General features: G+C 68.3%; 19 protein-coding genes. 18 read left to right on the top strand and 1 reads right to left on the bottom strand.

Going from position 1 to position 22,329, the window contains the following annotated elements:
* Positions 1-85: 85 nt before the first annotated feature.
* The 11 genes from alaS to AC50X9_RS09260 all read left to right on the top strand — a co-directional run bounded on the left by alaS (position 86) and on the right by AC50X9_RS09260 (position 11,869).
* Complete coding sequence (gene alaS, locus AC50X9_RS09310; protein ID WP_494892740.1) at positions 86-2,764, top strand: alanine--tRNA ligase; 2,679 nt, start codon at positions 86-88, stop codon at positions 2,762-2,764.
* Positions 2,765-2,774: 10 nt separating this feature from the next.
* Positions 2,775-3,389 carry a Holliday junction resolvase RuvX gene (gene ruvX, locus AC50X9_RS09305; protein ID WP_494892738.1) on the top strand — a complete coding sequence of 205 codons (615 nt, stop codon included), beginning with the start codon at positions 2,775-2,777 and terminating at the stop codon, positions 3,387-3,389.
* Entirely contained in the window at positions 3,370-5,193 is a 1,824-nt protein-coding gene (mltG, locus tag AC50X9_RS09300) for an endolytic transglycosylase MltG (RefSeq protein ID WP_494892736.1), read from the top strand. Before ruvX ends, mltG begins: the two co-directional genes overlap by 20 nt.
* The gene (locus tag AC50X9_RS09295; protein WP_494892734.1) at positions 5,190-6,113 is read left to right on the top strand and encodes a shikimate dehydrogenase family protein; all 924 of its coding nucleotides are present in this window, start codon (positions 5,190-5,192) and stop codon (positions 6,111-6,113) included. Before mltG ends, AC50X9_RS09295 begins: the two co-directional genes overlap by 4 nt.
* Positions 6,114-6,139: 26 nt before the next feature.
* The gene (gene aroC / locus AC50X9_RS09290; protein WP_494892732.1) at positions 6,140-7,336 is read left to right on the top strand and encodes a chorismate synthase; all 1,197 of its coding nucleotides are present in this window, start codon (positions 6,140-6,142) and stop codon (positions 7,334-7,336) included.
* Positions 7,337-7,437: 101 nt separating this feature from the next.
* Positions 7,438-7,980 (top strand): shikimate kinase, encoded by a 543-nt coding sequence (locus AC50X9_RS09285; RefSeq protein ID WP_494892849.1) that lies wholly within the window; start codon positions 7,438-7,440, stop codon positions 7,978-7,980.
* A complete protein-coding gene (gene aroB / locus AC50X9_RS09280) occupies positions 7,977-9,068 on the top strand; it encodes a 3-dehydroquinate synthase (protein WP_494892730.1) in 1,092 nt (363 codons plus the stop codon). Before AC50X9_RS09285 ends, aroB begins: the two co-directional genes overlap by 4 nt.
* Positions 9,068-9,586 (top strand): tetratricopeptide repeat protein, encoded by a 519-nt coding sequence (locus AC50X9_RS09275; protein WP_494892728.1) that lies wholly within the window; start codon positions 9,068-9,070, stop codon positions 9,584-9,586. Before aroB ends, AC50X9_RS09275 begins: the two co-directional genes overlap by 1 nt.
* A 213-nt stretch (positions 9,587-9,799) precedes the next feature.
* Positions 9,800-10,363 carry an elongation factor P gene (efp, locus tag AC50X9_RS09270; protein WP_056429593.1) on the top strand — a complete coding sequence of 188 codons (564 nt, stop codon included), beginning with the start codon at positions 9,800-9,802 and terminating at the stop codon, positions 10,361-10,363.
* Complete coding sequence (gene nusB, locus AC50X9_RS09265; protein ID WP_494892725.1) at positions 10,363-10,773, top strand: transcription antitermination factor NusB; 411 nt, start codon at positions 10,363-10,365, stop codon at positions 10,771-10,773. The genes efp and nusB overlap by 1 nt, the downstream gene beginning before the upstream one ends.
* A gap of 106 nt (positions 10,774-10,879) precedes the next feature.
* Entirely contained in the window at positions 10,880-11,869 is a 990-nt protein-coding gene (locus tag AC50X9_RS09260; RefSeq protein WP_494892723.1) for a serine hydrolase domain-containing protein, read from the top strand.
* A gap of 19 nt (positions 11,870-11,888) precedes the next feature.
* On the opposite strand, the gene AC50X9_RS09255 is transcribed toward AC50X9_RS09260, so the two are convergent.
* Positions 11,889-13,157, bottom strand: a complete 1,269-nt coding sequence (locus AC50X9_RS09255; protein WP_494892721.1) for a PrsW family intramembrane metalloprotease — start codon at positions 13,155-13,157, stop codon at positions 11,889-11,891.
* Between the two features lie 136 nt (positions 13,158-13,293).
* Here AC50X9_RS09255 and pyrR point away from each other — a divergent pair, with 136 nt between their 5' ends.
* Genes pyrR through pyrF form a run of 7 tightly spaced genes read left to right on the top strand, consistent with a single transcriptional unit; the run spans position 13,294 to position 22,312 of the window.
* The gene (gene pyrR, locus AC50X9_RS09250; protein ID WP_494892716.1) at positions 13,294-13,893 is read left to right on the top strand and encodes a bifunctional pyr operon transcriptional regulator/uracil phosphoribosyltransferase PyrR; all 600 of its coding nucleotides are present in this window, start codon (positions 13,294-13,296) and stop codon (positions 13,891-13,893) included.
* Complete coding sequence (locus AC50X9_RS09245) at positions 13,890-14,948, top strand: aspartate carbamoyltransferase catalytic subunit (RefSeq protein ID WP_494892711.1); 1,059 nt, start codon at positions 13,890-13,892, stop codon at positions 14,946-14,948. Before pyrR ends, AC50X9_RS09245 begins: the two co-directional genes overlap by 4 nt.
* Positions 14,948-16,324 (top strand): dihydroorotase, encoded by a 1,377-nt coding sequence (locus AC50X9_RS09240; RefSeq protein WP_494892709.1) that lies wholly within the window; start codon positions 14,948-14,950, stop codon positions 16,322-16,324. The genes AC50X9_RS09245 and AC50X9_RS09240 overlap by 1 nt, the downstream gene beginning before the upstream one ends.
* Positions 16,324-16,842, top strand: a complete 519-nt coding sequence (locus AC50X9_RS09235) for a PH-like domain-containing protein (protein ID WP_494892707.1) — start codon at positions 16,324-16,326, stop codon at positions 16,840-16,842. Before AC50X9_RS09240 ends, AC50X9_RS09235 begins: the two co-directional genes overlap by 1 nt.
* Positions 16,823-18,100 carry a glutamine-hydrolyzing carbamoyl-phosphate synthase small subunit gene (carA, locus tag AC50X9_RS09230; RefSeq protein ID WP_494892705.1) on the top strand — a complete coding sequence of 426 codons (1,278 nt, stop codon included), beginning with the start codon at positions 16,823-16,825 and terminating at the stop codon, positions 18,098-18,100. The genes AC50X9_RS09235 and carA overlap by 20 nt, the downstream gene beginning before the upstream one ends.
* On the top strand, positions 18,100-21,456 hold the full coding sequence (carB, locus tag AC50X9_RS09225; RefSeq protein ID WP_494892703.1) for a carbamoyl-phosphate synthase large subunit: 3,357 nt from the start codon (positions 18,100-18,102) through the stop codon (positions 21,454-21,456). Before carA ends, carB begins: the two co-directional genes overlap by 1 nt.
* The gene (pyrF, locus tag AC50X9_RS09220; protein WP_494892701.1) at positions 21,449-22,312 is read left to right on the top strand and encodes an orotidine-5'-phosphate decarboxylase; all 864 of its coding nucleotides are present in this window, start codon (positions 21,449-21,451) and stop codon (positions 22,310-22,312) included. Before carB ends, pyrF begins: the two co-directional genes overlap by 8 nt.
* The last annotated feature ends 17 nt before the right edge of the window (positions 22,313-22,329 follow it).

The raw sequence follows: 22,329 nt of genomic DNA, 5'->3' as shown, positions 1-22,329 counted from the left end.
GGCCGTCGGCCGGGACCAGACCGTTCCGCGGACCACACGCGTGAACCACGAACGCAGTGAATATTGAAGGGTAAGTAATCAGCTCATGAAGTCGCAGGAGATCACCAAGCGCTGGATCGACTTTTTTGTCAGCAAGGGCCACACGGCGGTGCCCTCCGCCTCGCTGGTCTCCAGCGACCCGTCCCTGCTGTTCACGGTTGCCGGCATGGTCCCGTTTATTCCTTACCTGACGGCCCGCGAGCAGGCGCCTTACAAGCGCGCCACCAGCGTGCAGAAGTGCATCCGCACCGGCGACATCGAGGAGGTCGGCAAGACGGCCCGCCACGGCACCTTCTTCCAGATGTGCGGCAACTTTTCCTTCGGCGACTACTTCAAGGAAGACGCCATCAAGTTCGCCTGGGAACTGCTCACCACCAGCGTTGACGACGGCGGCTACGGCCTGCCGCCCGAGCAGCTGTGGGTCACCGTCTACGAAGAGGACGACGAGGCCGAGCAGCTCTGGCTGAAGAACACGGGGATGCCCGCCGAGCGGATCCAGCGGATGGGCAAGGCAGACAACTACTGGTCCACCGGCCAGCCCGGCCCCGCCGGGCCCTGCTCCGAGATCTACTACGACCGCGGCCCGGCCTACGGCGTCGAGGGCGGTCCGATCGCCGACGAGAACCGGTACGTGGAAATCTGGAACCTCGTGTTCATGCAGTACCAGATCGACAATGTGCGCTCCAAGGTGGACTTCGACATCACCGGCGAACTGCCGCAGAAGAACATCGACACCGGCCTCGGCATGGAACGTCTCGCGATGATCCTGCAGGGTGTCGAAAACATGTACGAGACGGACCAGGTCCGCCCCGTCATCGACAAGGCGGCGGCCATCTCCGGCCGGGAGTACACCTCCGCCGAATCCGCCGAGGACCCGCACCACACCGACGACGTCCGGATGCGCGTGGTCGCCGACCACATCCGGTCCTCCCTCATGCTGATCGCCGACGGCGTCACGCCCTCCAACGAGGGCCGCGGCTACGTGCTGCGCCGCCTGATCCGCCGTGCCGTGCGCTCCATGCGGCTGCTCGGCGTCGAAAAGGCCTGCCTGCCCGAACTGCTGCCCGCCTCACGGGACGCCATGAAGGGCGTCTACCCGATCGTGGAAACGGACTTCGACCGGATCAGCCGGATCGCCTACGCCGAGGAAAAGGCGTTCCTGCGCACGATCGCCTCCGGCACGGCCCGGCTCGAGGACGCCGTCAAGGAATCCCAGTCCGCCGGGAGGCCGCTCTCCGGCGCCGACGCCTTCGCCCTGCACGACACCTACGGCTTCCCGATCGACCTCACGCTGGAAATGGCCGAAGAGGCCGGGCTGAAGGTCGACGAGCCCGAATTCCGCAAGCTGATGCTCGAACAGCGCCAGCGCGCCCAGGCCGACGCCAAGGGCAAAAAGGGGTCGCACGCAGACCTCAGCGCCTTCCAGGAGCTGCTCTCCGCCGGCGAAACCGTGTTCACTGGCTACACCGAACTGACCGGCGAGTCCAAGGTCCGCGGCATCCTCGCCGGTGGCCGCAAAGTCTCCCAGGCCTCGACGGGAGACGAAATCGAACTCGTCCTGGCCGAGACCCCGTTCTACGCTGAGGCCGGCGGCCAGGCCGCGGATACCGGGCTGATCACCGGCGACGGCTTCGTCGTCGAAGTCCTGGACGTCCAGCGCCCGGTCAAGGGCCTGAGCGTGCACAAGGCAATCGTCCGCGAGGGCGAAATCGGCGCCGACTCGCTCGTCCAGGCGGCCGTCGACCGGGAACGCCGGCACGCCGCCGAGCAGGCCCACACCGGCACGCACATCGTGCACGCGGCCCTGCACCAGATCCTCGGCCCGGAAGCGCTGCAGCGCGGCTCCTACAACAAGGCCGGCTACCTGCGGTTCGACTTCGCCTGGGGTGAAGGGCTGAGCCCGGCCACCCGATCCGAGATCGAGGAAGTCTCGAACATCGCCATCCGCAACAACTACCGGGTGGAGACCAAGATCATGGGACTGGCCGAGGCCAAGGCCCTCGGCGCCATGGCACTCTTCGGCGAGAACTACGGCAACGAAGTCCGCGTCGTGGAGATCGACGGCGCCTGGTCCCGCGAGCTCTGCGGCGGCACGCACGTGGAGAACACCTCGTTGATCGGCAGTCTGTCCCTGCTCGGGGAACAGTCCGTTGGATCGGGAAACCGCCGCGTCGAGGCCTTCGTCGGCATGGAGGCCTTCCGGCACCTCGCCGCCGAACGCGCCCTTGTCACCGAACTCACCGAACTGCTCAAGGTTCCGTCCGGTCTGCTCGCGGACCGGATCGCCACCACCCTGACCAAGCTCAAAACAGCGGAGAAGGAACTCGACCGCCTGCGCCGGGAACAGCTGACTGCGGCAGCCGCGCAGCTCGTGGGCACGGCCAGGGACGCCGCCGGCGTCAAGGTGATCGCGCACGACGCCGGCCAGGTCAGCGGCGCGGACGACCTGCGCGGACTGGCCCTGGACCTGCGGACGCGCCTTGGCTCCGAGCCCGCCGCCGTCGCGGTCGCCGGTGTCAGCAATGACCGCCCGGTCATCCTGATCGCCACCAACGACGCCGCCCGTACTGCCGGCGTCAAGGCGGGCGCTCTGGTGCGGCTCGCGGCCGGCATCCTCGGCGGCGGCGGCGGCGGCAAGGACGATGTCGCCCAGGGCGGCGGCACGGACGCCGGCAAGGTCGGCGCGGCCCTCACCGCCGTCGTGGACGCCATTACCCGGCGATAACGGACGAGCCATGAACGAAACTGCCGTGCCCGGCGACTACCCCCAGGGCGTGAAACTCGGGGTGGACGTCGGCACGGTCAGGGTCGGCGTGGCGGTCTGTGACCGTGACGGCATCCTGGCCACACCCCTGCGCACCCTGGCGCGGAACGCGAAGAAGGACACCGACGTGCGGATCCTCGCCGCCCTGGCCGTGGAACTTGGTGTGGTCGAGGTCTTTGTCGGCCTGCCGCGGACGATGAAGGGCGAGGAACACGCCTCGGCCAGGATGGCCACGGACTACGCAAAGCTACTGGCAGGTAAACTGGGGGAGTGTGGTTCCGAGGTCCCGGTACGGCTGGTCGATGAACGGTTGAGCACTGTCACGGCCCACCGGAACCTGCATGAAGCTGGCATGAGCTCCCGAAATCACCGTAAGGTGGTTGATCAGGTTGCGGCCGCAGGTATCCTGCAACATGCCATTGATATGCAAAAGGCCAGGGGAACGGAGGTCGGAAGCCGCGTGTACGCGGAGTCCGCACCGGGGCCGCCCGGGGATATCGTTTCGGCCACGCCTGCATTAGACCTACATTCCGCACAAAGCATTTTGCCCAAACTGGAAGGCTACAGTGAGCCCGGTCAACAGTGACGACCCCGCCGGTGAGGCTTTCGGCGCCGACCGCCGACCGCTGACGCGTAAAGAAATCAGGGCCCAGGAGAAGCACCAGGGAACCCCGGGTCACGACGTTATCCCGCCGCAGGCTTTCGAGACCGGCGAGGATCTCCCGGCCCCGCCGGCCACGACCGCCGGCGCGCCCGCGCTGCCGACATCAGCCCCGACCGTGCACGAGGATCAAGTCCACGAAGAGCCCGCGCACGAAGAGCAGATCCACGATGCGCGCGCGCACGAAGTGCCCCCGCACGAAGATCCGTTCCACGATGCGCCTGTCCACGATGAGCCCGCGCCCGCGGAGCAGTTCCACGACACGCCTGTCCACGATGAGCCCGCGCCCGCGGAGCAGTTCCACGACACGCCTGTCCACGATGAGCCCGCGCCCGCGGAGCAGTTTCACGCAGCGCCCGGCCAGTACGAGCCGGCCCACGAAGTGCCCGAGCACGAGTACGCCGGCGGGATATTCCGCGGAGACGCTGCCCACCCTGACGCTTCCCACCAAGACGCTGTCCACCCTGACGCTGTCCACTATGAAGCGGACGGGCCGGGCTACGAACCCGGCCAGCACGCTGGGATGCACGGCGACGCCGTCGACCCCGCCGACGAAGCCCACTACGTTTACCACGACCCGGACGCCAGCCCGGCGGAGTACCAGCACGAGGAAGACGGCCGGGTTGTCCTGGCCGGAGGTTCAGCCATCCCCACTTCGAAGGGCCCGTCCAAGAAGGTCCGCCGCCGGCGCCGCTTCCTTGCGCTGCTGCTCACCCTGTCGGTCTTTATTTTGGCACTCGTTGTCGGCGCGCAGTTCCTGAAGCCCCTCCTCGGCGGCGACACGCTGGCCGACTATCCGGGCCCCGGAACCGGCGAGGTCGTCATCACCGTGCCGCCAGGTGCGGGGCCGAAGTCCGTGGCGACCGAGCTGCAGGACAAGAAGGTGGTCGCGAACGCCGACACTTTCCTGCGGGACTTCCTGGCGTCCGGTGGGGCGCTGGCTCCCGGTGAGTTCAGCATGCGAAATGAGATGAAGAATTCCGATGCCGTGGCCGTGCTGCTGAACCGGGACCAGGACAGGGTCATGTACTTCGCACTGAGTGCCGGGCTCAGGATCGGGGAATCGCTCCAGGCGATCTCCGAGGGCACCGGTGTTCCGGTCGCCCAACTCAAGGCGCTCAGCGACTCGCCCGGTCAGTTCGGCGTGTCGGACCGGGCCCAGAACCTTGAAGGCTTCCTGGCCCCCGGCGAGCACCGGTTCCCGCTCGGCACACCGGCCAAGGAGGTGCTGCAGACGCTGGTGTCCAGCACCCTGGACGAGCTCACGGCCCAGGGCGTCACGGATAAAGAGAAACAGTACGACGTCGTCACGGTCGCCAGCATCGTCCAGGCCGAAGGCGGCCAGGCGGAATACGGCGATGTCGCAGGCGCCATCTACAACCGGCTCAAGCCGGACAACATCGAGACGAACGGGCTGATCCAGTCCGACGCCACCGTCACCTACGGGCTCGGCATCAAGAGCTTCCACATCGACGAGGACCAGAAGGCCGACAAGTCCAACCCGTACAACACCTACGCGAACCAGGGGCTGCCGGTGGGCCCGATCGGCTCGCCGGGCAAGACGGCGATCGACGCTGCCGCCAAGCCCAAGACGAACGAGTACCTCTACTGGGTGACAATCAACCTGGACACCAAGGAGACGTTGTTCTCCAAGACCCTGGCCGAGCACAACACCTACGTGGCGCGGTACAACGCCTGGTGTGAGGCCAACCCCGGACGCTGCGTATGACGCTCCGCGCCGCCGTACTGGGGCACCCGATCAGCCATTCGAAGTCGCCGGCGCTGCACCGGGCCGCCTACGCGTATCTCGGTGTGGAGCTGGACTACACGGCGATCGATGTGACCGAGGAAGCGCTGCCGGCCTTTATGGACCGGCTCCGGGAGGATGTCCGGCAGAGGAACGACTGGCGCGGGCTGTCGGTCACCATGCCGCTGAAGGCCGGCATGGCCCGCGAAGTGGACGAGGTCCGCGGCGTGGCCCGCGAGCTCGGGGTCGTGAACACGGTCGCGTTTGAGCCCCCGGCGCCCGGGGACAGCGCCGGCGCCGTCCGGCTGGTCGGGTACAACACGGACGTCGCCGGAATCGTCAACGCGCTCCGCCATGCGGGCGCCGTGTCCGCACCCACCGGTGTTGTCCTCGGCGGAGGCGGGACCTCGGCCGCCGCCCTCGCAGCACTGAAGGAGCTGGGCGCCCCGGAGGCCACCATCTTTGTCCGCGATGTCAGCCGGGCAGCGGAAGCACGGGCCGCCGCCGTGGCTCTGGCCCTGCCGGTCCGGGTCCTCCCGCTCAGCGGAGCCGCCCCCGCCGTCGCCGCTGCCGACGTCGTCATCTCCACCCTGCCGCCGCGCGCCGCAGACCTGCTGGCCGGCGAATTGGCGGAGTTGTTCGCGCGCCGCGGGGGGCAGCCGTTACCGGCGGGCGTGCCGGGTCTGTCCGGGGTCCTGCTGGACGCCGCCTACGATCCGTGGCCCAGCAGGATCGCCGCCGCCTGGCAGCAGGCCGGCGGCACCGTGGTCCCCGGTCTTGAGATGCTCATCTACCAGGCAGTGGAACAGGTCCGCCACTTCACCGGCCTGGCTGAGGCCGTGCCTGCCGAAGTCATAGATGTGATGTGTGACGCAGTAGGGGCACCCCGACGGGTGTTCTAGCCGCCGTACATGGCAGGATGGAATTTATGTTGCGTTGGTTGACTGCCGGAGAATCCCATGGCCCGGCACTGGTCGGAATTATTGAAGGCGTGCCCGCCGGTGTGGAACTCACCAGCGCCCAGATCGCCGATTCGCTGGCCCGCCGCCGGCTCGGCTACGGCCGCGGCGCCCGGATGAAGTTTGAGCAGGACGTGGTCACGATCCTCGGCGGCGTCCGCCACGGCATCAGCCAGGGCGGCCCCATCGCCATCCAGGTCGGCAACACTGAGTGGCCCAAATGGGAACAGATCATGTCCGCCGATCCCGTCGACCCTGAAGTCCTGGCCGACCAGGCCCGCAACGCCCCGCTGACCCGGCCCCGGCCAGGACACGCGGACTTCACCGGGATGCAGAAATACGGTTTCGACGAGGCACGTCCCGTGCTGGAGCGCGCCAGCGCCCGCGAAACGGCAACCCGCGTGGCCCTCGGCACGGTCGCCTCCGCGTTCCTCCGACAGCTCGGCATCGAGCTGGTCTCCCATACGGTGTCCATCGCCAGCACGGCCGTCCCGGAAGGCCGGCCGCTGCCGGTCCCGTCCGACGTACTCGCCCTCGACGCCGACCCGCTGCGCTGCTTCGACCGCGAGACCTCCGACGCCATGGTCGCCGAGGTCGACATCGCACACAAGGAAGGCGAAACCCTCGGCGGAGTCGTCGAGGTCCTCGCCTACGGGCTCCCGCCGGGACTGGGCAGCTACGTCCACTGGGACCGCCGCCTCGATTCACGGCTCGCTGCCGCCCTGATGGGCATCCAGGCCATCAAGGGCGTCGAAGTCGGCGACGGCTTCCTCACCGCATCCCGGCGCGGCTCGGCGGCGCATGACGAGATTGTGAAAGACGCCGGCAAGATCATCCGCACATCCAACCGTGCCGGCGGGATCGAAGGTGGCATGAGCATCGGCGACGTGCTCCGGGTCCGCGCCGCGATGAAGCCGATCGCCACCGTGCCCCGCGCCCTGAAGACGGTCGACGTCAGCACGGGCGAAGCCGCCAAGGCCCACCACCAGCGCTCCGACGTCTGTGCGGTCCCGGCGGCGGGCGTCGTCGCCGAGGCGATGGTGGCACTCGTCCTGGCCGAGGCCGTCACGGAAAAGTTCGGCGGCGATTCCGTGCAGGAAACCGCCCGCAACATCAAGGGTTATCTGGACAACATTCCGGCGTCCCTGGACTCGATCGGCCAGTAGTGTCGGCTGAAATGCCGGCAGTGCCGGCCGCTAAGACTGCCCGGCAAGGGCCGTTGACCGGGCCCCTTGCGCTGGCCCGGCCCATTGCGTTGATCGGGCCGATGGCCGTCGGCAAATCGGCGATCGGCCACCAGCTTTCCCAGCTGCTGGGAGCCCCGTTCGTGGACACCGACGTTGTGGTGGTGGCGAACCACGGATCCATCGCGGAGATCTTCGCCAGCCGCGGGGAGAGCGCCTTCCGGGAGCTGGAAGCCAGGGCCGTGGCGCGTGCCATCGAAGACGCGCAGGGCAGCATGACGGTCATCTCGCTGGGTGGCGGCGCGGTGCTGGACTCCGGCACGCAGCAGCTGCTCGAACAATGTACCGTCGTCTATCTTGAGTGCGACGCGGACACCGTGGCGGGACGCATCGCCAGGAATTCGGGCCGGCCCTTGCTGGCTGCCGGGGATGCCATGGACCGGTGGAAGACGCTTTTCGCCACCCGCCGGCCGGTCTATGAGCGGCTGGCCGACCTGGTCATCGACGTGCGGCACGGATCTGTTCCCGACCTTGCACGCCGGATTGAAAATGCCCTGCGCGGTCACGCCGCCGGGGAAACCGCGGCCGTAACCACGCCAGCGGCGACAAAGGAAGTTGAAAAGTGATCACTGAATCAACAGTCATCAAGGTCACCGGGCAGACGCCGGGCGAGAACTACGATGTCGTTGTGGGCCGCGGGCTGCTGGCCAGCCTGCCCGGGCTGCTGGGGGAGCGGGTCAAACGCGTCCTGGTCATCCACCCGCGTGCGCTGCGCCTCACCGGCGACACCGTCCGGGAAGAACTCGCCAGCGCCGGGTTTACGGCCCTCACAGCCGAGATTCCCGACGCCGAGGAGGGCAAGCACATCGAGGTTGCCTCGTTCTGCTGGCAGGTGCTGGGCCAGAACGACTTCACCCGCTCGGACGCCGTCGTCGCCGTCGGAGGCGGTGCCGTGACCGACCTGGCCGGCTTCGTGGCCGCAACCTGGCTCCGCGGGGTCAAAGTCATCCACATGCCCACTTCCCTGCTCGGCATGGTCGACGCCGCCGTCGGGGGCAAGACCGGGATCAACACCGCCGAAGGCAAGAACCTCGTGGGGGCGTTCCACCCGCCCGCCGGTGTCCTCGCCGACCTCGACACCCTGGACACCCTGCCCAAGAACGAGATGATCTCCGGCATGGCCGAGGTGATCAAGTGCGGGTTCATCGCCGACCCCGCCATCCTGGAGCTGATCGAAAAGGATCCTGCCGCGGTCTCCGATCCCCGCTCGGACGCTGTCCGGGAACTCATCGAACGCGCCATCACGGTCAAGGCCAGGGTCGTCTCCGACGACCTGAAGGAAACCGGCCAGCGCGAAATCCTGAACTACGGCCACACCCTGGGCCACGCGATCGAGCTGGCCGAGCGCTACTCCTGGCGCCACGGCGCCGCCGTCTCCGTTGGGATGATGTTCGCCGCCGAGCTGGCGCGCAGCGTGGGCCGGCTCAGTGACGCCGACGCCGACCGGCACCGGAGCATCCTGGAAAGCCTCGGGCTTCCCATCACCTACCGGCGCGACCGCTGGCAGGCCCTGCTCGACGGCATGCGGCGGGACAAGAAGTCCCGTGGCGACCTGTTGCGGTTTGTGGTGCTCGACGGCGTCGGACGCCCCGGCATCCTCGATGTCCCGGACACCTCGCTGCTCTTTGCCGCGTACCAGGAGATTGCCTCCTGATGCCCTTCATCACAGGCGGCACCAGCGACTGGCCGGATGCAGGGCTCAGCGGGATCAAGATCAACCCGGACACGCTGGTCCCGCAAATCGTCAACGAGGACGCCGTCGCCGCGGCACTGGCAGCCTCAACCGACCCCGGTGACCTGATCTTCGTGCGCCTCGTCGAAGGGCACCCGGCCGAAGCCGCCGAACTCCTAGCCGAAGCCCGGTATAACGACCCCTCCTCGCTGCGCCTGCGGATTTTCGAAGCCGACGTCCTGCGGGTCTCGCACCGGGTGGACCGGGCGGTCGAACTGTTCCGCCAGCTGCTGGCGGAGACCCGCGGCACACCGGACGAGGCCGACATCAGGCAGCTGCTCGGCCGGGCCTACTTCACCAGCGGCAACATTGCCGCCGCCGTCGAAAACTTTGCCACGGCACTGGACCTGCGCGTGGCCGGTTCCGCCGATGCGGCGCGAATCTACGCGTCCACGGTGGCGCTGCAGCGCGCCCGGCACATGCTGGACAACAACGGCTGAGGCGCTCCCGGGCAAAGAGCACCGCCGCGCCGCAGAGGCGCCGCAGCGGCCCCTGCGGAGGTCCCGCCCGGGCCCGTCCGGCAACAGACCGGGAATGCCGGTAGAATAGTTCTTGGCTTTTTGATAAATACGAGCTGGCGGGCCGTTCGGCATGCTGGCCTGGCATAACCGGCTGGCAGCGAGAAGCCGCCAAAAACGAAACCAGAGGATACTGTGGCAACCACTAACGACATCAAGAACGGAACCGTCCTTAAGCTTGAGGGCCAGCTCTGGAACATCATTGAGTTCCAGCACGTCAAGCCCGGCAAGGGTGGCGCGTTCGTGCGCACCAAGATGCGCAACGTGATGTCCGGCAAGGTCGTCGATAAGACCTTCAACGCCGGACTCAAGATTGAGACCGCCACGGTCGACCGCCGCGACTACCAGTACCTGTACCAGGACGGCGCGGACTTCGTCTTCATGGACACCACCGACTTCGACCAGCTCACCGTGCCCGGTGCCACCGTCGGCGACGCCACCAACTTTATGCTCGAGAACCAGATGGTCAACATTGCCATCCACGAGGGCAACCCGCTCTACATCGAGCTGCCGCCGAGCGTTGTGCTCGAGATCACCTACACGGAGCCGGGCCTGCAGGGTGACCGCTCCTCGGCCGGCACCAAGCCCGCCACGCTCGAAACCGGCTATGAGATCCAGGTTCCGCTGTTCGTCGAGAACAATACCAAGGTCAAGGTCGACACCCGCGACGGCAGCTACCTCGGGCGGGTCAACGACTAGTGAGTGCACGCGGTAAGGCCCGTAACCGGGCCCTGGATGTTCTCTTCGAGGCGGAACAGCGCTCGGTGTCGGCCTTCGATGTGCTGAAGTCCCGCCGGGAGCAGACGGACCAGATCGTCAACCCGTACACCCTCGAAATCGTTGAGGGCGTCGTCTCGCACCAGCCCGCGATCGACGAATTCCTGGAAACCTATTCGCAGGGCTGGACCCTGGAACGGATGCCCTCGGTGGACCGCATCATCCTGCGGATCGGCACTTGGGAGCTGCTCTACAACGAGGACGTTCCCGACGGCGTTGCCGTCAGCGAGGCTGTGGCGCTGGCCAAGACCCTCTCCACGGACGAGTCGCCGTCGTTCATCAACGGCCTGCTGGGCCGACTGCAGCAGCTGAAGCCTTCGCTGCTCGCCTAGCGTCCCGACGCTCAACAAAGAACCCCGCCCAGGTCACCAGGGCGGGGTTCTTTGCTGTCTCCGGCCGGCTCTTACACAGGGCTGCCGCGCCGGATATCGTGGCCGGATGGACACCGAACCCGCGCTGGAGGCAACGCTGCGGACGCGACTGGGAGCCAGGCACCCGAGATTTGCCGCGGCCGCCATCGCGGGGGGAGAGATGACCGTGGCGGTCAGCGGAGTCGCCCACGACGCCGACTTCGAGATCGGGTCGATCTCCAAGGGGATCACCGGCCTGCTCTACGCGGATGCGTGCCGGCGGGGTGAAATATCCGCGGGCACCACGCTCGGGGAGTTGCTTCCGCTGGGAAACTGCGAGGCGGCGGGCGCCAGCCTTGGCTCCCTGAGCCGGCATGCCTCGGGGCTGCCGCGGCTTCCTCCGGGCACACCCGGAAGCCCGTCCCCGCTGCGGCGAACGGCGGCGCTCCTGCTGCACGGGCAGAACCCTTACGGCGAGAGCCTGGCGGAACTCCTGGAGCGGGCCCGGGCGGTCCGGCTGCAGGCGCCCAGGCCGCGGTATTCCAACCTCGGCTTCGAACTCCTGGGCCACGCGATCGCGGCCGGGGCCCGGATGAGCTACCGGGACCTCGTCACGGCACGCCTCTGCTGGCCGCTGGCCCTCGGCTCGGTGTACATGCCCGAAGCTCCCGGTGATTTGGGGCCGGCCGCCTTGATCGGAAACAGCCGCCTGGGCCGTCCCCGGCAACCCTGGACCGGGGAGGCCCTGGCACCGGCCGGCGGCATCCGGGCGTCCATCCAAGACCTCGCCAGGCTGGCCCGGGCACTTCTGGACGGCTCCGCCCCCGGGCTGTCCGCCCTCGACCCGGTGGCCGACTTCGCTGGCCCGGCCGCGCGGATCGGCGCCGCGTGGCTCACGCTCGACGTCAAGGGGCGCCAGATCACGTGGCACAACGGCGGCACGGGCGGGTTCAGCAGCTGGCTTGGCCTGGACCGGGAGGCAAACGCCGCGGTTGTCCTGCTCTCGGCGACGGCGGCACCCGTTGACCGCCAGGGATTCGAGCTGCTGCAGGAACTGGCCGCGCTGAAACGTTCCTAATGGCCGCGCTGAAACGTTCCTAATGAAGGACGGCGCCCCGGAGCGCGGCGATTTCGCCGAGCTGGTGCCGCTCGTCGAGCTGGTGGACCGGCACGTCCCGGCCGCTGAGGATCCGCTGCCGGGTGAAGGCAAGCCGGGTGGCGGCGTGCAGCAGCGCCCTCATCTGGGGCCGCCGGCCGACGGATCCCGCCCAGCGGAGGGCCGCACGCCGTCCGGCGCCGGTGGTCAGCATGTCCACTTCGGCCGGGGTGAACCAGCCCGCCGCCGCGTATTCCTTGAGCCGCTGACGGGTGAGCCGGCGCTCCGCGACCCGCAGCAGCACGATGACCAGCACCGCAAGCAGGAAGGTCGGCACCTGCACCAGCAGGTACTGGGCCAGGAAGTTCTGTCCCATGCTGTTCCAGCCGCTGTGCAGCAGCATCGCGGGAACGAGGCCGACGCCGAACGCCAGCACGGACAGTCCGTTGTGCCAGCGGCGCGCGGCGAGGCCCAGAATCAGGCCGGTTGTGCCGGTGAAAATGGCGTGGGCGAACGGCGACATGACCCCGCGGAGGAAGAACACCACCGCGAGGTCAGTGCCCGGGTCACTCGAGGTGGCGATGGCGCGGCCGAAGTACAGGATGTTTTCGGTAAACGCGAAGCCGGCGGCGATCGTAAAGGCGAACACCACCCCGTCGACCGGCCCGTCGAAATGTTTCCGGGCGAAGAGCAACAGCAGCAACAGCCCCAGCGACTTGGCGAATTCCTCCACCACCGGCGCCTGGACCGTGACGGCGAAGGTCGTATAGTCCAGCCCGGAGGCCGGCCCGGCCAGCAGCGAGAAATAGGGCTGGAGCAGCATCGTCACCGCAATCGAGACGACGGCGCCCCAGCCGAACGCAAAGAGCAGCAGCGGCCTGGGCTCCGGCTCCCAGCGGTCGATATAGCGCACGGTGAGCAGCACGGTTCCCAGCGGAACCAGCGAGGCGACGAAGCCGATAACAAATCCGGACACCCCGGTGCTGCCCAGCAGGAAGGGCAGCACCAGGAAGAGGCTGAAGAACACGAGGAATCCGCCGGCCACCGCCAGCCCCATAAAGCCGGCGGAGCTGCGGCCGGTCGGGACCGCCGGAAGGGCGGGCAGGGGTGCCTGCCGGAACAGGCCGCCGTCGTGGGACGGCGCCGGCCGGTAGTTCTTCGGCTGGATCTGCCCCAGCCAGGTCGGGTTGGCCTGCTGGGGCACCGGCCGCCAGCCGCCGGGGGAGGACTCCGGGCGGTCCTGTTGCGGCCACGGCTCGTTCGTCGTCATGGTCTCGAGCCTATGTCCGTGTGAGCTTAAACGCATGTCCGCGGCGCGGGGGCGCAAGGGCCGCTGTGGTAATTTGGGAGCGCAAACAATCCTTTTTTAATTCCGTCCCGTGAGGCGGGGAAAGGGGAGACGAGCGTTGACTTCTGTTCCAGAAGCACCGGTTCCGGCCAAGGTTGTACTCACCCGAGTGGTACTCAACCAGGCGGATATCGACCGTGCACTCACTCGTATCGCCCATGAGATCCTCGAGTCCAACAAGGGCTCCCAGGACCTGGTCCTGCTGGGCATCCCGCGGCGGGGCTACCCCCTCGCCGTCCGGCTCGCCGCCAAGATTGCCGCCGCCGATCCCACCGTGGATCCCGCCGCGATCGTGGGCCAACTGGATGTGACCATGTTCCGCGACGACCTCTCGCACCAGGCCATGCGCCCGCCGTACCCCACCCAGCTGCCGCGCACCGGCATCGACAACAAAGTGGTGGTACTGATCGATGACGTCCTGTACTCCGGCCGGACCATCCGCGCCGCGCTCGACGCGATCATCGACCTCGGCCGGCCCCGCATCGTCCGCCTCGCGGTGCTGATCGACCGCGGCCACCGTGAGCTCCCCATCCGCGCGGACCACGTCGGCAAGAACCTCCCCACCTCATCGTCCGAGAAGGTCCGGGTCCGGCTCGAGGAAACCGACTCCGTCGACGGGGCCGCCGTCAACGAAGTGGTCATCGAGGCCACCGCATGAAGCACCTGCTCTCCACCGAAGACCTGAGCCTGTCCAACGCCATCCGCATCCTCGACACCGCCGAGGAAATGGCGGCCGTCGGGGAGCGCGAGGTCAAGAAGCTCCCCACCCTGCGCGGCCGGACCGTGGTGAACCTGTTCTTCGAGGACTCCACCCGCACCCGCATCTCCTTCGAAGCGGCCGCCAAGCGGCTCTCCGCCGACGTGATCAACTTCGCCGCGAAGGGCTCCTCTGTCTCCAAGGGCGAATCACTCAAGGACACCGCGCAGACACTCTCGGCGATGGGGGCGGACGCCGTCGTCATCCGGCACTGGGCCTCCGGCGCCCCGCACCGGCTCGCCGCAACGGACTGGATCGACGCCGCCGTTATCAACGCCGGCGACGGCACCCACGAACACCCCACCCAGGCGCTGCTGGATGCCTTCACGATGCGCCGGCACTGGTCGAAGCTGGCCGGCACGCCGTCCGCGGGCGCAGACCTCACCGGCATGCGGGTCGCGATCGCCGGGGACGTGCTGCACTCCCGGGTGGCCCGCTCCAACGTCTGGCTGCTGCGCACCCTCGGCGCCGAAGTCACCCTGGTCGCGCCGCCGACGCTGCTGCCGATCGGCGTTGAGAAGTGGCCGTGCAGCGTCAGCTACGACCTCGACGAGACCCTTGCCCGGGGCGTGGACGCGGTGATGATGCTCCGCGTGCAGGGCGAACGGATGAACGCCTCGTTCTTCCCCACCACCCGCGAATACTCGCGCCGCTGGGGCTTCGACGACAACCGGCTGCGCGCCCTGGACAGCCTGGGTTTCAAGGACACCATCATCATGCACCCCGGTCCGATGAACCGCGGCCTGGAGATCTCCTCGGCCGCCGCCGACTCCCCGCGCTCCACGGTCCTGGCGCAGGTCCGCAACGGTGTGTCCATCCGGATGGCGGCGCTCTACCTGCTGCTCTCCGGCGACACCCGCGAACCGGCCGGCCGCGCGAACTCCGGCCGCCCAGGCTCCGGCCATTCCAGCTCCGCAGAGAACACCTCCGCCCACGTCACCAAGGAGAGCCACTAATGGCATCACAGCAATCGGACGCCGGCGCCGGCGCCTACCTGATCCGTGGCGCCGCCATCCTCGGCGGAGCCCCTGAAGACCTCCTGATCCGGGACGGCATCATCGCCGAACGCGGCCAGAACCTCGCCGCCGACGGCGCGACCGTCATCGAAGCCGCCGGACTCGTGGCCCTTCCCGGCATGGTGGACATCCACACCCACCTGCGCGAACCCGGCCGCGAAGACGCCGAAACGGTCGAGACCGGCACCCGCGCCGCGGCCCTGGGCGGCTACACCGCCGTGCACGCGATGGCGAACAGCACCCCGGTGGCGGACACCGCCGGCGTCGTCGAACAGGTCCTCAGTCTGGGCCGCACCGCCGGCTGGGTGGACGTCCGCCCGGTGGGCGCCGTCACCGTCGGCCTCGCGGGGGAGCAGCTCGCCGAACTCGGCGCGATGGCCGACTCCCGCGCCCGGGTCCGGGTCTTCTCTGACGACGGCATCTGCGTGCACGATCCGGTGCTAATGCGCCGCGCGCTGGAATACGTCAAGGCGTTCGACGGCGTCGTGGCCCAGCACTCGCAGGAACCCCGGCTCACCGCCGGCGCGCAGATGAACGAAGGCGAGGTCTCGGCCGTCCTCGGCCTCACCGGCTGGCCCGCCGTCGCCGAGGAAAGCATCATCGCCCGGGACGTCCTGCTCGCCCAGCACGTCGGCTCCCGGCTGCACGTCTGCCACGTCTCCACAGCCGGGTCCGTCGAGATCATCCGCTGGGCCAAGTCCCGCGGCGTCAACGTCACGGCCGAGGTCACCCCGCACCACCTCTGGCTCACGGACGAACTCGCCCGCAGCTACGACCCGGTCTACAAGGTCAACCCGCCGCTGCGCACCGACGCCGATGTCCAGGCCCTGCGCGCCGCCCTGGCCGACGGCACGATCGACGTCGTGGGCACCGACCACGCCCCGCACCCGAGCGAGCACAAGGAATGCGAGTGGGCCCAGGCCGCCATGGGCATGACCGGGCTGGAAACCGCGCTGTCGGTCGTGCAGCACACCATGATCGAAACCGGGCTGATGGGCTGGGCCGATTTCGCCCGGGTCACCTCCACCGCTCCCGCGGCGATCGGCCGGGTCGCTGACCAGGGCCGCCCGCTCGACGCCGGCGAACCCGCCAACGTCACACTGGTGGACCCGGCTGCGCGGTGGACCGTGGACCCTTCTAAGATGGCAACCATGGGCCGTAATTCTCCGTTTGCCGGCCGGGAACTTCCCGGCAAGGTGGTGGCGACATTCTTCAAGGGCCACCCCACCGTCCTGGACGGCAAACTCAACACCCCGTACCGCTGGCTCCCGGAGGCAACAGCGTTGCCCGGCACGCCGTCGGCAGGCAGCAACTGATGGTCAAGGAACTGTCGTTGCTCCTGGTCCTGGTCCTGGTCGGTGTCGCGCTGGCCCTGATCTGGCTGGGCTGGCGGAGCCGGCTGCGCCGCCAGGCCGACGTCGACCCGCTGCCGGAAATCCCGGCCGAGCTGGGCGCGGCGCTGGCAGTCGCCGACGGGCAGTACGTCGCGTCCACCACCGCCGGTGACTGGCTGGACCGGATCGCCGTGCACAATCTGGGCATCCGCACCAACGCCGAACTGAGCGTCCACCCGGAGGGTGTGCTCTTCGACCGCGCCGGCGCCGGTCCGGTCTTCATCCCCGCGGACCGGCTCACCGGCGTCCGGCAGGAAAGCGGCATGGCCGGGAAGTTCGTCGAAAAGGACGGACTGCTGGTGCTCAGCTGGATGCTCGGCAGCCGCGAACTGGATTCCGGATTCCGCACCCGGAACGCCGACGACAAAACCCTCCTCCTCAACGCCCTGCAAAATTTGATCCCCGCGGCCCCCCAGGCCGATGCCGATAGTGGAAAGTAACGACGTGACGGAAACCAACGAAGTTTCAGCAACAGCAGTTTCAGCAGTGAAGACAGAAGTGACAGCAGCAGCATCCACGCCGGCAGCCCTCGTGCTCGAGGACGGCCGGATCTTCCGCGGCACCAGCTACGGCGCCACCGGAACCGCCCTCGGCGAGGCCGTGTTCGCGACCGGCATGACCGGCTACCAGGAAACCATCACGGACCCCTCCTACGCCCGCCAGCTCGTGGTCCAGACCGCCCCGCACATCGGCAACACCGGTGTGAACAAGCACGACGCCGAATCCCGGCGGATCTGGGTGGCCGGCTACATCGTCCGCGACGCGGCCCGCCGCCCCTCCAACTGGCGCTCCGAACGGTCCCTGGACGATGAGCTTCTCGAACAGGGCATCGTCGGCATCCAGGGCGTGGACACCCGCGCGATCACCCGCCACCTGCGCGAGCACAAGACCATGCGCGCCGGCATCTTCTCCGGCGACGCCGTCCGCGCCACCGACCAGGAACTCGTGGACACCGTCCTGGCGAGTGCCCCGATGGAAGGCTCCCGCCTGGCCGAGGAAGTCAGTGTCGACGAGGCCTACACCGTGGAACCCGGGGACTGGGGCTGGGACGGCGAACCGCGGTTCAGCATCGCCGCGATCGACCTGGGCATCAAGCGGATGACCCCCATCCGGTTTGCCGAGCGCGGCGTCCGGGTGCACGTGCTGCCGGCCACCGCGACCCTGGCCGATGTCCAGGCCGTCAACCCCGACGGCTTCTTTATGTCCAACGGCCCGGGCGACCCGGCGACCGCCGACAACCAGGTCAAGCTGCTCCGCTCGGTCCTGGACGAGAAGATCCCCTACTTCGGCATCTGCTTCGGCAACCAGATCCTGGGCCGGGCCCTGGGCTTCGGGACCTACAAGCTGCGCTACGGCCACCGCGGCATCAACCAGCCCGTGATGGACCGCCGCACCGGCAAGGTGGAGATCACCTCGCAGAACCACGGCTTTGCCGTCGACGCCCCGCTCGAGGGCGCCACGCAGGCCCCCGAGGAACGCTTCGGCCGCGTCGAGGTCAGCCATGTGAGCCTGAACGACGACGTCGTCGAGGGCCTGTCCTGCCTGGACATCCCGGCCTTCTCGGTCCAGTACCACCCGGAGGCCGCCGCCGGCCCGCACGACGCCGCGTACCTCTTCGACCGCTTCATCGAGCTGATGGCGGACACTGCCTCCAAGACAAAGACTGCCACCGACTCCAAGACTGAGGACACGAAGTAATGCCCAAGAGAACTGACCTTAAGAGCGTCCTGGTCATCGGTTCCGGCCCGATCGTGATCGGCCAGGCCGCCGAATTCGACTACTCCGGCACCCAGGCACTGCGCGTCCTCAAGGAGGAAGGCCTCCGCGTCATCCTCGTCAACTCCAACCCGGCCACCATCATGACCGACCCCGAGTTCGCCGACGCCACCTACATCGAACCGATCACGCCCGAGGTGGTCGAGAAGATCATCGCCAAGGAACGCCCGGACGCGCTCCTGCCCACGCTGGGCGGGCAGACCGCCCTGAACACGGCCATCGCCCTGGACAAGAACGGCGTGCTGGAGAAGTACAACGTCGAACTGATCGGCGCCAACATCGCCGCCATCGAGCTGGGCGAGGACCGCGAAAAGTTCAAGGGCGTCGTGGAACGCTGCGGCGCCGAATCGGCCCGCAGCCACATCATCCACACCATCGACGAGGCCATCACCGCCGCCGGGGACCTCGGCTACCCGATGGTGGTCCGGCCCTCCTTCACCATGGGCGGACTCGGGTCCGGACTCGCCTACGACGAGAACGACCTCCGCCGGATCGTCGGCCAGGGCCTGCAGTACAGCCCCACGTCCGAAGTGCTGCTCGAAGAAAGCATCCTGGGCTGGAAGGAATACGAGCTCGAGATGATGCGCGACAAGAACGACAATGTCGTCGTCGTCTGCTCCATCGAGAACTTCGACCCGGTCGGCGTGCACACCGGCGACTCCATCACCGTCGCCCCCGCCCTGACCCTGACCGACCGCGAATACCAGCGCCTGCGCGACATCTCCATCGCCGTCATCCGCGAAGTCGGCGTCGACACCGGCGGCTGCAACATCCAGTTCGCCGTCGAGCCCGACACGGGCCGCGTCATCGTGATCGAGATGAACCCGCGCGTCTCCCGCTCCTCCGCCCTGGCCTCCAAGGCCACCGGCTTCGCGATCGCCAAGATCGCCACCAAACTCTCGCTCGGCTACACCCTGGACGAGATCCCGAACGACATCACGCAGAAGACCCCGGCCTCCTTCGAACCGACCCTGGACTACGTTGTGGTGAAGGTCCCGCGCTTCGCCTTCGAGAAGTTCCCGGCCGCCGACCCCACGCTGACCACCACCATGAAGTCGGTGGGTGAGGCCATGGCCATGGGCCGGAACTTCACCGAGGCACTGCAGAAGGCGCTGCGTTCCCTCGAACAGAAGGGCTCCCAGCTGGACTTCAGCCACGTCCCGGAATGGGAAGTCCCGCAGCTGATCGAGAAGTCCAAGCGGCCCACCACGGACCGGCTGCACCAGGTCCAGCGCGCCCTGCTTGGCGGCGCCACCGTGGAGCAGCTCTTCGAAGCGACGAAGATCGACCCCTGGTACCTGGACCAGCTCCAGCTGCTCAACGAGATCTCCGTCGAGATCCGCAAGGCCGCGGCCCTGACCCCGGAGATGCTGACCCGCGCCAAACGCCACGGCTTCTCCGACGAACAGATCGGCGCCCTGACGCACAACTCCGAGGCCGTCGTCCGCGGCGTCCGGCAGGCCCTCGGCATCCGCCCGGTCTACAAGACCGTGGACACCTGCGCCGCCGAGTTCGCCGCATACACGCCCTACCACTACTCCTCCTACGACGAGGAGGATGAAGTGGCGCTGCACGCGAAGCCGTCCATCATCATCCTCGGCTCCGGGCCCAACCGGATCGGCCAGGGCATCGAGTTCGACTACTCCTGCGTCCACGCCTCGATGGCGCTGCGCAAGGCCGGCTACGAGACCGTGATGGTCAACTGCAACCCCGAGACTGTCTCCACGGACTACGACGTCTCCACCCGGCTGTACTTCGAGCCGCTCACCCTGGAGGATGTCCTCGAGGTCATCGCGGCCGAGGAACGCACCGGCGGCGTGATGGGCGTCTTCGTCCAGCTCGGCGGCCAGACCCCGCTTAAGCTTGCCCAGCAGCTCGCCGACGCCGGCGTGCCGATCCTTGGCACCTCCCCGGAAGCGATCGACCTCGCCGAGCACCGCGGCGCCTTCTCCCAGGTGCTCGACCGGGCCGGCCTGATCTCGCCGAAGAACGGCACCGCGGTGTCCTTCGAGGACGCCAAGAAGATCGCCGACGAGATCGGCTACCCGGTCCTGGTCCGCCCGTCCTACGTGCTCGGCGGCCGCGGCATGGAGATCGTCTACGACGAGCCCAACCTCTCCCGCTACATCGCCAACGCCACCGAAATCACGCCGGACCACCCGGTGCTGATCGACCGGTTCCTCGAGGACGCCGTCGAAATCGACGTCGACGCCCTGTACGACGGCACCGAGATGTACCTCGGCGGCATCATGGAGCACATCGAGGAGGCCGGTATCCACTCCGGCGACTCGGCGTGTGTGCTGCCGCCGATCACGCTGGGAAACGACGTGCTGGACCGGGTCCGGGCCGGCACGCTGGCGATCGCCGAGGGGGTGGGGGTCCGCGGGCTGATCAACATCCAGTTCGCCCTCGCCTCCGACGTGCTCTACGTCCTGGAAGCCAACCCGCGGGCCTCACGCACCGTCCCATTCGTCTCCAAGGCCACCGGCGTTCAGATGGCGAAGGCGGCAGCCCTGATCGGCACCGGCGTCACGATCCACCAGCTCCGCACCGCCTACAAGATGCTGCCGGAGACCGGTGACGGCTCCACGCTGCCGCTGGACGCCCCGGTCTCGGTCAAGGAAGCGGTGCTGCCGTTCAGCCGCTTCCGCACCCCCGAAGGCAAGGTGGTGGACTCGCTGCTCGGGCCGGAAATGCGCTCCACCGGCGAGGTCATGGGCATCGACAAGCACTTCGACACCGCCTTCGCCAAGAGCCAGGCCGCCGCGAACAACGCGCTGCCCACCGAGGGCAAGATCTTCGTGTCCGTGGCCAACCGGGACAAGCGCTCGGTCATCATGGGCGTCAAGCGGCTCGTCGACCTCGGCTTCGAGATCGTCTCCACCGGCGGCACCGCCGATGTGCTGCGCCGCAACGGCATCCAGGCCACGCCGGTCCGGAAGGTCGCCGAGGGCTCCAGCGCCGAGGGCGAGGGCACTATCGCGGACCTGATCGTTGCCGGTGAAATTGACATGGTCTTCAACACCCCCTCGGGCGGCGAAGCCCGCAGCGACGGCTACGCACTGCGCGCCGCGGCGACGTCGATCGGCATCCCCTGCATCACGACCGTGGCCGAGTTCAACGCCGCAGTCCAGGCGATCGAGGCGCAGCGCACTTACGAGTGGTCGGTCACCAGCCTGCAGGAGCACGCCGCTGCACTGTTTGCCTCGCAGGAACGCGTCTCCCAGGCAGCGGAGGCGCAGAACACAGCCGCGCAGAAAACAGCCTCACATGCCTGAGGCTGTCACGCCGCCCGCCGGCCGGGAGTCCTTCGGCTCCCGGCTGGGCCGGGCCATGGCGGACCTGGGTCCGCTGTGCGTAGGGATTGATCCGCACCCGGCGCTGCTGCACAGCTGGGGCCTGAACGACGACGTCGCCGGGCTGGAGCGCTTCTCGCTCACCGTCCTGGAGGCGGTGGCTTCGCTCGCTGCCGCGGTCAAACCGCAGGTGGCACTGTATGAGCGGCACGGCTCGGCCGGCCTGGCCGTGCTGGAACGCACCCTCGCTGCGGCGGCGGAGGCCTCGGTGCTGAGCATTGCCGACGCGAAGCGCGGTGACATTGGCTCCACCATGGCCGCCTACGCCGACGCCTGGCTGCGGGACGGGTCTGCCCTGGCTGCCGATTCGGTCACCCTGAGCCCGTACCTGGGCTTCGAGTCGCTCCGGCCGGCCCTGGACCTCGCGGCCGAGACCGGCCGCGGCGTCTTCGTCCTGGCGCTCACCTCGAACCCGGAGGGCGCCTCTGTCCAGCACGTCGGCGGGGCGGACTCCGTCGCCCGGCGGATAGTCCAGGCGGCAGCCGCGGAGAACCGGCGGTACGCCGGGGAGCTGGGGTCCGCCGGACTCGTCGTCGGCGCCACCGTCGGCTCGGCGCTCACGGACCTTGGCCTGGACCTAGCCGCGGTGCGCGGCCCCATCCTCGCCCCGGGCCTCGGGGCGCAGGGCGCCACGGCAGCAGACCTGCGCCGCACCTTTGGCAGCGCCTACGGCCAGGTGCTGGGCACCTCCAGCAGGGACATCCTCGGCGCCGGACCGGGGCTCCAGGGGCTGCGGGACGCCGCCCAACGGACGCTCGAGTCCCTGCGGACGGTCTAAGGGCAACGCGCCGCCAA

It is taken from the genome of Pseudarthrobacter sp. HLT1-3 (genome assembly GCF_059383535.1).
This window is presented reverse-complemented; position numbering and strand designations above follow the sequence as displayed.

Coding starts and splice junctions, on each gene's coding strand:
- alaS (WP_494892740.1), top strand. CDS start 86: ATGAAGTCGCAGGAGATCACCAAGCGCTGGATCGACTTTTTTGTCAGC.
- ruvX (WP_494892738.1), top strand. CDS start 2,775: ATGAACGAAACTGCCGTGCCCGGCGACTACCCCCAGGGCGTGAAACTC.
- AC50X9_RS09295 (WP_494892734.1), top strand. CDS start 5,190: ATGACGCTCCGCGCCGCCGTACTGGGGCACCCGATCAGCCATTCGAAG.
- aroC (WP_494892732.1), top strand. CDS start 6,140: ATGTTGCGTTGGTTGACTGCCGGAGAATCCCATGGCCCGGCACTGGTC.
- AC50X9_RS09285 (WP_494892849.1), top strand. CDS start 7,438: ATGGCCGTCGGCAAATCGGCGATCGGCCACCAGCTTTCCCAGCTGCTG.
- AC50X9_RS09275 (WP_494892728.1), top strand. CDS start 9,068: ATGCCCTTCATCACAGGCGGCACCAGCGACTGGCCGGATGCAGGGCTC.
- AC50X9_RS09260 (WP_494892723.1), top strand. CDS start 10,880: ATGGACACCGAACCCGCGCTGGAGGCAACGCTGCGGACGCGACTGGGA.
- AC50X9_RS09255 (WP_494892721.1), bottom strand. CDS start 13,157: ATGACGACGAACGAGCCGTGGCCGCAACAGGACCGCCCGGAGTCCTCC.
- AC50X9_RS09245 (WP_494892711.1), top strand. CDS start 13,890: ATGAAGCACCTGCTCTCCACCGAAGACCTGAGCCTGTCCAACGCCATC.
- AC50X9_RS09240 (WP_494892709.1), top strand. CDS start 14,948: ATGGCATCACAGCAATCGGACGCCGGCGCCGGCGCCTACCTGATCCGT.
- AC50X9_RS09235 (WP_494892707.1), top strand. CDS start 16,324: ATGGTCAAGGAACTGTCGTTGCTCCTGGTCCTGGTCCTGGTCGGTGTC.
- carA (WP_494892705.1), top strand. CDS start 16,823: ATGCCGATAGTGGAAAGTAACGACGTGACGGAAACCAACGAAGTTTCA.
- carB (WP_494892703.1), top strand. CDS start 18,100: ATGCCCAAGAGAACTGACCTTAAGAGCGTCCTGGTCATCGGTTCCGGC.
- pyrF (WP_494892701.1), top strand. CDS start 21,449: ATGCCTGAGGCTGTCACGCCGCCCGCCGGCCGGGAGTCCTTCGGCTCC.